Source organism: Daejeonella sp. (assembly GCF_037719425.1).
Taxonomy (GTDB): Bacteria; Bacteroidota; Bacteroidia; order Sphingobacteriales; family Sphingobacteriaceae; genus Daejeonella.
Genome location: NZ_JBBJNI010000137.1, coordinates 1,832 through 11,584 on the forward strand (window position 1 = coordinate 1,832; position 9,753 = coordinate 11,584).

The 9,753-nt window shown below is 43.6% G+C and carries 9 protein-coding genes; 5 read left to right on the top strand and 4 right to left on the bottom strand.

What is annotated here, in order from left to right; genetic code table 11:
* The 3 genes from WKF69_RS15570 to WKF69_RS15580 all read left to right on the top strand — a co-directional run.
* On the top strand, positions 1-476 hold a 476-nt coding region (locus WKF69_RS15570), incomplete at its 5' end, for a mannonate dehydratase (protein WP_340383048.1).
* 216 nt (positions 477-692) lie between these two features.
* Positions 693-992: a DUF485 domain-containing protein gene (locus tag WKF69_RS15575; RefSeq protein WP_340383049.1), complete on the top strand. Its 300-nt coding sequence runs from the start codon at positions 693-695 to the stop codon at positions 990-992.
* A gap of 25 nt (positions 993-1,017) precedes the next feature.
* The gene (locus WKF69_RS15580) at positions 1,018-2,598 is read left to right on the top strand and encodes a sodium/solute symporter (protein ID WP_340383050.1); all 1,581 of its coding nucleotides are present in this window, start codon (positions 1,018-1,020) and stop codon (positions 2,596-2,598) included.
* A gap of 109 nt (positions 2,599-2,707) precedes the next feature.
* Here WKF69_RS15580 and WKF69_RS15585 read toward each other — a convergent pair whose 3' ends face one another.
* From WKF69_RS15585 to WKF69_RS15600, 4 genes are all read right to left on the bottom strand, one after another.
* Positions 2,708-4,375: an L-lactate permease gene (locus tag WKF69_RS15585; protein ID WP_340383051.1), complete on the bottom strand. Its 1,668-nt coding sequence runs from the start codon at positions 4,373-4,375 to the stop codon at positions 2,708-2,710.
* Between the two features lie 92 nt (positions 4,376-4,467).
* Positions 4,468-4,962: a RidA family protein gene (locus tag WKF69_RS15590; RefSeq protein WP_340383052.1), complete on the bottom strand. Its 495-nt coding sequence runs from the start codon at positions 4,960-4,962 to the stop codon at positions 4,468-4,470.
* A gap of 219 nt (positions 4,963-5,181) precedes the next feature.
* Positions 5,182-6,642 carry a hypothetical protein gene (locus tag WKF69_RS15595; protein ID WP_340383053.1) on the bottom strand — a complete coding sequence of 487 codons (1,461 nt, stop codon included), beginning with the start codon at positions 6,640-6,642 and terminating at the stop codon, positions 5,182-5,184.
* A gap of 35 nt (positions 6,643-6,677) precedes the next feature.
* Positions 6,678-7,097: an amidohydrolase family protein gene (locus WKF69_RS15600; RefSeq protein ID WP_340383056.1), complete on the bottom strand. Its 420-nt coding sequence runs from the start codon at positions 7,095-7,097 to the stop codon at positions 6,678-6,680.
* Between the two features lie 191 nt (positions 7,098-7,288).
* On the opposite strand from WKF69_RS15600, the gene WKF69_RS15605 reads away from it, so the two are divergent.
* Together WKF69_RS15605 and WKF69_RS15610 are read left to right on the top strand one after the other, a co-directional pair.
* Positions 7,289-7,834 carry an RNA polymerase sigma-70 factor gene (locus tag WKF69_RS15605; RefSeq protein WP_340383054.1) on the top strand — a complete coding sequence of 182 codons (546 nt, stop codon included), beginning with the start codon at positions 7,289-7,291 and terminating at the stop codon, positions 7,832-7,834.
* 96 nt (positions 7,835-7,930) lie between these two features.
* Entirely contained in the window at positions 7,931-9,466 is a 1,536-nt protein-coding gene (locus WKF69_RS15610) for a redoxin domain-containing protein (RefSeq protein ID WP_340383055.1), read from the top strand.
* Positions 9,467-9,753: the final 287 nt, after the last annotated feature.

Sequence of the window (9,753 nt, forward strand, 5' to 3'; positions counted from 1 at the left end):
TTATCCATCCGGATGATCCGCCGTATGCTATTTTAGGCCTGCCCCGAGTAGTAAGTACCTCCGAAGATATAGATGCTTTAATATCAGCAGTGCCTCCATTAAATAACGGCTTATGTTTTTGTACCGGCTCTTTTGGTGTGAGAGATGATAATAAACTCGCCGACATGGTTAACCGTTATGCTGACCGGATCAACTTTATACATCTGAGGAGTACCAGGAGAAATGAATTCGGCGATTTTTTTGAAGATAATCATCTTGAGGGTGATGTAGATATGTATGCGGTTGTCCGGCAGATCGTAGAGATCTCGAAGACGAGACAGGTTTCCATACCAATGAGGCCTGATCATGGACATCAAATGCTCGATGATCTTAAAAAACATACTAATCCGGGTTATTCAGCCATTGGCCGCCTACGTGGATTAGCTGAATTGAGAGGACTGGAATGGGGAATTGTCCATTCGTTATATGCTGAATAAAGAGCAAAGGACAAGACAGAAGGATCAGTTTGCGAGTTTAAAAAATCCTTACTTATTATAATTTATAGTTACTCGGGTTACGTTCTAAATTCATTTTTTTTTCATAGACTTATGAACTGTTTCAATAACACTTTAATTATCTATTTTATGAGCTGCAAGGCATTTGCGGCAAATGTTTTTTACAAATCGAACCCCTAAACTAATTCATTAAATTTTATGAATAAGACTAAAACAAATGAAATCCTTCAAAGCCCGGCCTTCAAAAAGCTGGTAAAAAACAGATGGAACATCTCCCTGACACTCACCTTCCTGATGCTTTTTGTCTATATCGGTTTTTTGATGGTGGTTGCTTACCACAAAGAAACACTGAAAATGCCAGTTGGAGATTCGCTAAATCTTGCGATCATAGTAGGGATAGGCATAATAATCTTTTCATGGCTGATCACAGGCGTTTATGTCTATTGGGCAAATAATTACTACGATGCCGCAGTGAAAGAAATAAAGAAAGATCTCTAATTAATTCAACAACACACAAACGTATATGTCTCTAAACTTACTTCTTCAGGCTAACCCGGTTGGAACTACTTCCACACTGGGCACGGCTAACCCGGTGTCTATTGCTATTTTTTTCCTTTTTGTTGCGGTAACGCTTTATATCACATACTGGGCAGCTAAAAAAACTAAAACAGGTTCTGAATTCTACGCCGCCGGGCGTAATATCTCGGGTTTTCAAAACGGACTGGCCCTGGCGGGTGATTACATGAGTGCCGCTTCTTTCCTCGGAATAGCGGGTATGGTTGCGACAAAAGGTTATGATGGATTGATATACTCGATCGGATTTCTTGTTGGATGGCCGTTAATTATGTTCCTGATCGCGGAGCCGCTTCGTAATCTCGGTAAATACACTTTTGCGGATGTGGTAGCTTACCGGTTAAAGCAACGGCCAATTCGAATTGCGTCGTCTGTCGGTTCGCTTCTAACGATATCGTTTTACCTTATTGCTCAAATGGTTGGCGCAGGAACGTTAATTAAGACATTGTTTGGTCTTAATTATGAAATTGCGGTAGTTGTGGTTGGTTTAGTTATGACCTGCTATGTCTTATTCGGCGGAATGATCGCTACCACATGGGTGCAGATAATTAAAGCAGTGTTATTATTATCAGGTGCAACTATCCTGGTAGTTCTCGCGATGTCCAAGTTTAATTTCAGTCCGGGGGAGCTTTTCGATTCGGTAAGAACTCAATACGGTTCAGATATGCTGGCCCCGGGAGGATATATCACAAATCCCCTTGATGCCATTTCCCTAGGTTTAGCATTAATGCTCGGAACGGCAGGATTGCCTCACATTTTGATGCGCTTTTATACAGTTCCTGACGATAAGGCGGCAAGGAAATCAGTTTTTGTTGCCACCGGCTTCATAGGTTATTTCTATATCCTGACCTTCCTGATCGGATTCTCAGCAATGGCACTGGTAGGTAAGCTTCCAATTGAAGGATTGGACAAAGGCGGCAATATGGCGGCACTACTTCTGGCAGAACATGTTGGCGGAAGCGCATTTCTTGGCTTCATCGCGTCGGTGGCATTTGCTACAATATTAGCGGTTGTTGCCGGCCTGACCCTTTCAGGAGCATCAAGTATTTCTCATGACCTTTATGTGCACGTTGTTAAAAAAGGTGTATCTGATGAAAAGGGAGAGATCAAAGTTGCGAAGAGAGCTACTATCTTCCTGGGGCTATTGGCGATTGGATTAGGTTTAATATTTAAAGGGCAGAACGTTGCATTTATGGTTGGTCTGGCCTTTTCTATAGCTGCAAGTGCGAACTTCCCGGCTTTGCTGATGTCTATTATCTGGAAAGGATTTACAACTGCGGGAGCTGTCTGGAGCATCGTTGTTGGAGCAGCCCTTTCCTTAATATTAATTGTACTAAGCCCAACAGTTTGGGTTGATGTGTTCGGCAATGCAGAAGCGATCTTCCCATTGAAGAACCCGGCTTTGGTATCCATGACCTCGGCATTCCTTGTGGGTATACTAGTTTCCCTGGCTAAGCCAGATAAGGAAGCCGCAGATAAATTTGAAAGCGAAAAATTAAGAACTTACCTGGGCGTGGGTTCAGAGAAATAATAATTGATATATAAACAGGATGATGAGAAGAGGTTTGTAGTTAGTTGTTGGACTGGATGGACTATACGCCTGATCTAACAACTAACAACTAACCACCAACAACTAATCTCTACTTCACCACCATATCCGAAAACGGTATAACATAAGCCTGCAGAAATACTAACAATCCTACCAGCGCTGCCAGAGCTATGCTATGAAAGAATACGTAGCGCAGGATCTGGCCTTCGTGGCCGTACCAGTTAGTAGCCGTACTGGCGACAACGATGCTCTGGGCATCCACCATCTTACCCATAACACCGCCGGAGCTGTTTGCTGCAGCCATAAGTATAGGGCTTACATCAGTTTGCTTTGCAGTTATGGTTTGAAGGCTTCCGAATAGAACGTTTGAAGCGGTGTCTGATCCCGTAAGGGCTACACCAAGCCAGCCCAACATCGTGCCGAAGAAGGGATATAAAACCCCCGTTTTGGCAAGCGCAAGTCCTAGTGTAGCATCGGCTCCCGAGTATTTGGTTACATAGCCGAGCGCCAGCATCGCGGCAATGGTAATCAGTGAAAACCGTACCCGCCAAAAGGTTTGTCCATATACCCTGAGCATTCCTTTTAGTGAATATCCAATGGCGAAACCTGCAATGATTGCGGCTACCAGAATTCCTGTACCAGTTGCAGAGATCCAGTTTAACTTGAATACAGCTTCCTCGGTTTTAGCGGGTTTATCCACTGTGGGTTCAGGTGCGATTGGGGGAGTGCGTTTTACCTGATTATGCAGGTAAGCTACTTTGAATTCAGGTGCTGAAATTTTATTCAACGCAGTTTTGACTGTTGGAACTCCCCATGCAAAAATAAAAATCACCAGGATGGCCCATGGCGTCCATGCCCTTATCATGTCTTTCCTTTTTACGACAGCCGGTTCTTTGTCTATAGACACGGTATCTTCGGCAACAGGTAACTCCCATATGGTTTTAGGCTGCCAAAATTTCAATAAGACGATGAGTGAAGTGATGGATGCTATTGAAGCAAAAATATCCACCAGCCATGGGCCATGATAATTGGATACCAGGAATTGTGTGATAGCGAATGAAAGCCCGGCGGTTAAGGCAGCCGGCCACACGTTTATCATACCTCTGAAACCCGCCATTGCCCAGATCACCCAAAAGGGTACTATCAGCGAAAAGAAGGGTAGTTGCCGTCCAACCATTGCCGAAAGCTGCAGCACATCAATTCCTGTGACAGCCGAGAGCGCTATTATGGGTGTCCCAAGCGCTCCGAATGCAACAGGGGCGGTATTTGCTATTAGCGAAAGCCCGCAAGCCGCCAGCGGCCTGAAACCGAGCTGCATCAGGATAGCAGCAGTAATTGCAACAGGGGTTCCAAAACCTGCGGCACCCTCAAAAAAAGCGCCGAAGGAAAAGGCAATGAGAATCACCTGGATCCTCGGGTCGGGCGCGATAGTGGACAAATGCATGCGTATCAGGGTAAAAAGACCTTTGTCAACCGTTAGCTGATATAAGAAAATCAGGTTAAGTACGATCCAGCCAATAGGGAACAGGCCATAAGCGCTCCCGTAAAGAGTGGTTGCAGTTACCGCCTGTGCCGGCATATTGAATATGAATAAAGCTACGGCTATTGCGACCACCAGGCCTAAAATTGCAGCGAGATGGATCCGCATGTGAAATACGGCAATGGATCCCAGAAGTACAATAATTGGCAATGCGGCCAAAATCGTTGACATCCAGGGGTTGTTTAAGGGGTCGTAGTTTTGCGGCCAGATTTGTTCCATGTTTAGGTTGGTTGTTAGTTGTTGGTTCCACCGGGCGTACCGATTACCGATTATTGATCACCCGATCGCCCGATTACCGATTACCATTGACACTATTTCAAAGGATCCCTCGGGGTATTTGCGAGCTCAAATAAGCATTCGATCTCAACGGGAATATTATCCGGGAGGGATCCAAATCCAACGGCGCTTCGTACGCCGATGCCGTTGTCTGGTCCCCAAACCTGAGCAAAAAGCTCACTGCAGCCGTTAATGACCTTTGGGTGAGCCTCAAAATCTGAAGTGCAATTAACCATTCCCAGGACCTTGATCACTCGTTTAACTTTATTGAGACTTCCCAATTTAGTCTTTATCGTTGAAAGAATGGTCAATCCCACTTGCCGTGCGGCCAGTTTGCCCTGCTCGAGATCCATGTCTTTACCGATCCTTCCTCTGATAAGTCCCTTATCGTTCTGAACAGGCCCATGTCCTGAAACATAAAGGTATTTACCGTCAATTAAACATGGTTTATAAACACCAATAGGAGTTGGGGCAGGAGGCAGGGTTAAACCAGTCTTTGCAAAGTTCTGTTCGGGAGTTGATTCGTCCATTTTCTTATGCTTTTGATTGTGAATGTGATTTGAAATTAGGAATTATTTTAGTTAAACGTGAAAAGTAATCGGTGGCTGCGCCAAGTAATCGGTAATCAGCATCCAACAAACGCATATGTGCGGAGTATTTTTGATATTTTATTAGGGTTATAATTCTTTAGATACGTTGGCACTGATTACTGATTACCGATTACTTATCACTAATTACCCGATCACTCTTCATTTCTTAGGCAAAGTCACCTTCCAAATCCTTCCCCCCACCGAGCCTTCTGGGCCATGCTCAACGACATAAACTTTATTGTCAAGCAGAACGGCATCAACTGGGGCATTAAAATTATTAGCGATGCTGGTAGTTTTCATATAAAAATTGTCGGCCACCGGGTTGTAGTGCATTTCCATATGAAGAAGATCTTTACCGGTTTTTCTAAGAAGATTGGTGCCGGGGCGGTCAGAGCCACCTCCGTACCTGAAGACAAAGCCGTCTCCTTTAAACTCAGGCGACAGAACATTTTTGGTGTCGAAAACTAATCCAAGTGGCACACTATGTGCATTGAAAGTACTTACAGTGCGTCCCGTCACATCTCCGTCAACGATCTTGCCTGTTGCGATATCGCGATATTCATTTGCAGCAGGCCCCATATTCTGAACACCGGCTGAAAATTTCAGTCCAGCAGGGATCTTTGGGAAATCGGGATCATTCCTAAAGTACTTTACTACCCATGCGTGGGCACCGGGACTAATAAACGGATCGGTTGCCGGGTCAGGAACCCATGGCGAGAATTGCTGCGGATTTTCAACTCCTGCCATCTGCCACGGAAAGCCGTAATGGCGGCCTTGCCTGATCCAGAACATCTCCTCAGACTGATCATAATCCCCGGAATTTACAACTCCGAAAAGGTTATCGTTACCGTCAAATGCCATATCGTAGGCATTGCGAATACCTTCAGCATAGAGATATCCCATCGTCTTTAATTTTTCTGTTTCTGATGGAAGCAGGAGATTTTCGGCATTCACTGGAAACCTGAAGACATTGGAAGTTAATCCATTGTCGCGGGCATTAGGATAGGCTCCTCTATTGTCCTGAACTTCTCCATGATCGGTACGTGCTCCTGAATTAACAAAAATATATTTCTTATCAGGGCTGATCTCCAGGGCATTCCAGCCATGATCGAACGTTGTAGCATTGGTACCGTATTCAACGGTATTAAACACCTCGATAAGTGCCGGTTTTGCTTTTGAGACATCGTACTTTACCATGCGGCCCTTGGTCCCTTTGCCTCCGTTTGCACTGATGTTGCCGCATAGGAACAGGGTATTATTTAAGAATGCAGCACCCTGCAGTCTCGTAATGCCATGATCGGCAGCTGAAAAAACCTTGTGCTCTGCAGCTTTTGGGGTATCAAAACCGGAGATGCGAAAAACATTTCCATCGAAAGTCGAGTACCAGAATTCACCTGTTTTGGAGTTTCGGATTAGTCGTACACCCAGAGGACCGATATCCATAACTTTTTTAATAGTAATATCCGGGCGTAAGGATACAGGTGTTTTGACAGGTGCTACCTGCCTGGTTGGCGCGGCTGCCGGAGCCGTAGTTGTTTGCTGCGCTTGCGCATATACCGCACATGACAAAAACAGGGCTAATAGACCTGTTTTTTGTAAGCTGCAATGAAGAATGATCATTGTTATTCTGTTATTGAATTTGATTATCACAAGTCTTAAGGTGTGTTGCCTGATCTTTGACCGGCAGCTACAGGCCTTGGTCCAGGTAGCGCCTGAACAACATTAGGCTCAGCGATCGCATTCAAATTATAGACAATTCTTCCTGCCCGGATAGTCATTTCCGTTTCCAGTCTTTCTTTTCCAGCGATTTTTCCGTCACGTGCGTAGAATCCAAAATTGCCCTTACGAACAGTGAATATAGCAACATCTGCATCAGCACCTATAGAGATATTTCCAAGTTCGGGCCTTTTAATTTGCTGAGCCGGATTCCAGGTAGTAGCCTTAATCACTTCCCTGAAAGGCATTCCCATCGCCATAAATATTGACATGATGTTGGGCATGTTTTTCATGGCATTATTCATACTTCCGGTATGAAGGTCAGTGCTGATTGAGTTAGGATAAAAGCCGCTTTTTATTAAAGAGTGTAAAAAATACTTTACCCCCTAGTCTCTATAAAAATATTGATACCTTAATGTGGGTAGTATGCATTTTTACACCTTCTAATATTTGAAAATGGCTTTTATGCAATATGGTCGATTGTTAAGAGCAAAGTATCGAAATGTTATATTTTGAATATTAGTTTATTTTAGATAAGTTTAAACTTGTTATGGCTGAGATGATATTATTAGAGGATACAGAGCTTATGGAGCGTCTGCGTGCGGGGGATGATCTGGCCTTGAAAGTCATCTATAAAAAATATTGGAATCAGCTTTATACCTCGGCCCATAACATGCTGCAGGACCAGCAAGGCTGTGAAGACATCATCCAGGAACTCTTCATAAATCTTTGGAATAAAAGGGAGCAAATAGAAATTAAGGCATCGCTTAAATCATACCTCTTCGCATCTGTGCGCTATGAAGTCTATCGCCAGGTTCGCCACGGCTCGGTAAGGGAAGATATATTTGAAAATATCCAGGATCGCCTTCAGACCCCATCTGAATACGGCAATATCGAGCACAGAGAATTGCTTTCTTATGTTAATTCGATAGTAAATAGCCTTTCAGAGAAATGCAAGGTTGTTTATAAGCTTAGCAGGGAAGAGCACCTGTCTCACAAGGAAATTGCCGGTAAGCTTGATATTTCTACTAAAACTGTTGAAAATCATCTTAATAAGGCGCTGAGGCAGTTGAGGATTTCGCTGGGGCTGTGGTAGGGTTAGGACTGATCGTTGAAATAACGAGGTACGACACTCTAACTCCCATTAAAAGACTTGAGTCGGTGGATTGTATTATAGAATTTCGAATCACTTATGGTGAAGCAGAAAGGTAGAATAATAGCAAAATACTTAGAGTATTGCATTTGCTGCCTATTCTTTATAACTGTATGCGTAGAGGGCTTTGCACAATCTCGATTTACTAAAACAAGCGCACAATTAGCCAAGTTAAAAAATTTACAGGCTGCTGTTGAATCGAACCCGGAAAGCATTAAAAATCACGAGACTTTCCTTAAAGCTTTACTTCCCGACGACCCTTATCTCAAGAGCCAGTATGCTGTATGGTTGAAACGTTTTCCAAAATCTTCCGCTGTCCCGTTTTCAATTGGGAAACACCTTGTAAGCTTTCTGTATCCTGAAGGCAGTGGATATCTTCTTAAAGCTGTCGAATTGAAACCTGGTTATGCTGAAGCCTGGTATCTTCTGGGCGCTAATGCGGAGATATCTGGAAATACATTAAGCCAGGAGTATATGGCAAATGCCAAAAAGGCTGAACCGGAAAATCCTAAATATGCAATGTCCTATGCCTACTCATTTAAAAATACCGATTCGGCCAGATTCGATTCATTGTTACTGGCTGTTGCTTTCCGGTTTCCTGAAAGCGCGGAGGCGCCATTAGCCCTTACATTCCTTGCCTTAAACTCGCAAAACGAAAACGAGAAAATAGCATTCTATGAACAGTTATATAAAAGATATTCTGCAAAGCCATCCCAGTCATCTTCTTTTGGGATAGAATCTTATTATCACTACCTGTTAGACAAAAATCCGAAAAAGGCATTTGATATAGCGCTGAACATGGTTTTAGAACCCAAAGTGAATCACTATCAATGGAGTGAAAATTTAAATTTAGCAAGGACTGTCAGAGATGTAAGAAGTATGATGGATCAAAATAAACCAGCATTAGTCCTTGAAATGCTACGTGCTCTACCCGCAAGCTATCAAAACGATGAAAGATATGTTTTAGTCAGGACAGAAGCTATAGAAGCAACCCTGGATAGTAAGGCTGCTTATGATACTTTATCCTTATTCTATGCGAAACAGCCGGGAACCAGGGGTCGGACAGCATTGCTAGCATATGCGAAAAAACTTGGCAAAGATGAACAGCAAGTAGATATTGAGATTCAAAATATGCGTGAATCATCGGCAGCGCCAGCAACAGATTTTTCTTTAGAGCAATATTACAAAGGCGGAAGAACTTCCCTGGCTGATCATAAGGGGAAGATTGTATTACTCACTCATTGGTTTCCGGCCTGCGGCCCCTGCCGGGCAGAGTTTCCCCACTTAGATTCAGTAGTTAAAAAATTTGATTCTAAAGACGTGGCCTACCTAGGTATTAATGCTGCAAGAAACCAGGATGCACATGTCCTGCCGTTTATGAGTTCTACGGGGTATAGTTTTATTCCTATAAAAGAAGAGCCTAGTAGAGATAAAGGCAATTTAGATTATGACGGAGTACCACAAAATTACCTGATCGATCAAAAAGGGCGTATTATATTTTCGAATTTTAGGATTGATGAGACTAATGAAGATATGCTCAAAATGATGATAAGTGAGCTATTAAAGCATAAATAATAGACAGTACCAGGAGATTCAGTCGTTGGCTCAAGAGACGTGCCTAACGCTAGCTGGTGTAGAGAGGCGTGCCTGCGGCCCGCGGGCATGCGAAATGCATGGCGATGCTAGCATTGCACGTTGGACCATCAACAGAGATGGAAGACACGGTGTGTACGTTAGTGCCCTTTTTTCAAGGGGAGCTGTCCCGCACCTGCGGGACCGGGGTATTCCCCTAAACTCTAAACTAACCCTGTCATTGCGAGGGGTAATTTATTTCATAAAAATCAATATAAAAGACGTTACTT

Excerpts from the sequence above, each read along its gene's own strand:
- WKF69_RS15575 (WP_340383049.1), top strand. The coding sequence starts at position 693 with ATGAATAAGACTAAAACAAATGAAATCCTTCAAAGCCCGGCCTTCAAA.
- WKF69_RS15580 (WP_340383050.1), top strand. The coding sequence starts at position 1,018 with ATGTCTCTAAACTTACTTCTTCAGGCTAACCCGGTTGGAACTACTTCC.
- WKF69_RS15585 (WP_340383051.1), bottom strand. The coding sequence starts at position 4,375 with ATGGAACAAATCTGGCCGCAAAACTACGACCCCTTAAACAACCCCTGG.
- WKF69_RS15590 (WP_340383052.1), bottom strand. The coding sequence starts at position 4,962 with ATGGACGAATCAACTCCCGAACAGAACTTTGCAAAGACTGGTTTAACC.
- WKF69_RS15595 (WP_340383053.1), bottom strand. The coding sequence starts at position 6,642 with ATGATCATTCTTCATTGCAGCTTACAAAAAACAGGTCTATTAGCCCTG.
- WKF69_RS15605 (WP_340383054.1), top strand. The coding sequence starts at position 7,289 with ATGGCTGAGATGATATTATTAGAGGATACAGAGCTTATGGAGCGTCTG.
- WKF69_RS15610 (WP_340383055.1), top strand. The coding sequence starts at position 7,931 with ATGGTGAAGCAGAAAGGTAGAATAATAGCAAAATACTTAGAGTATTGC.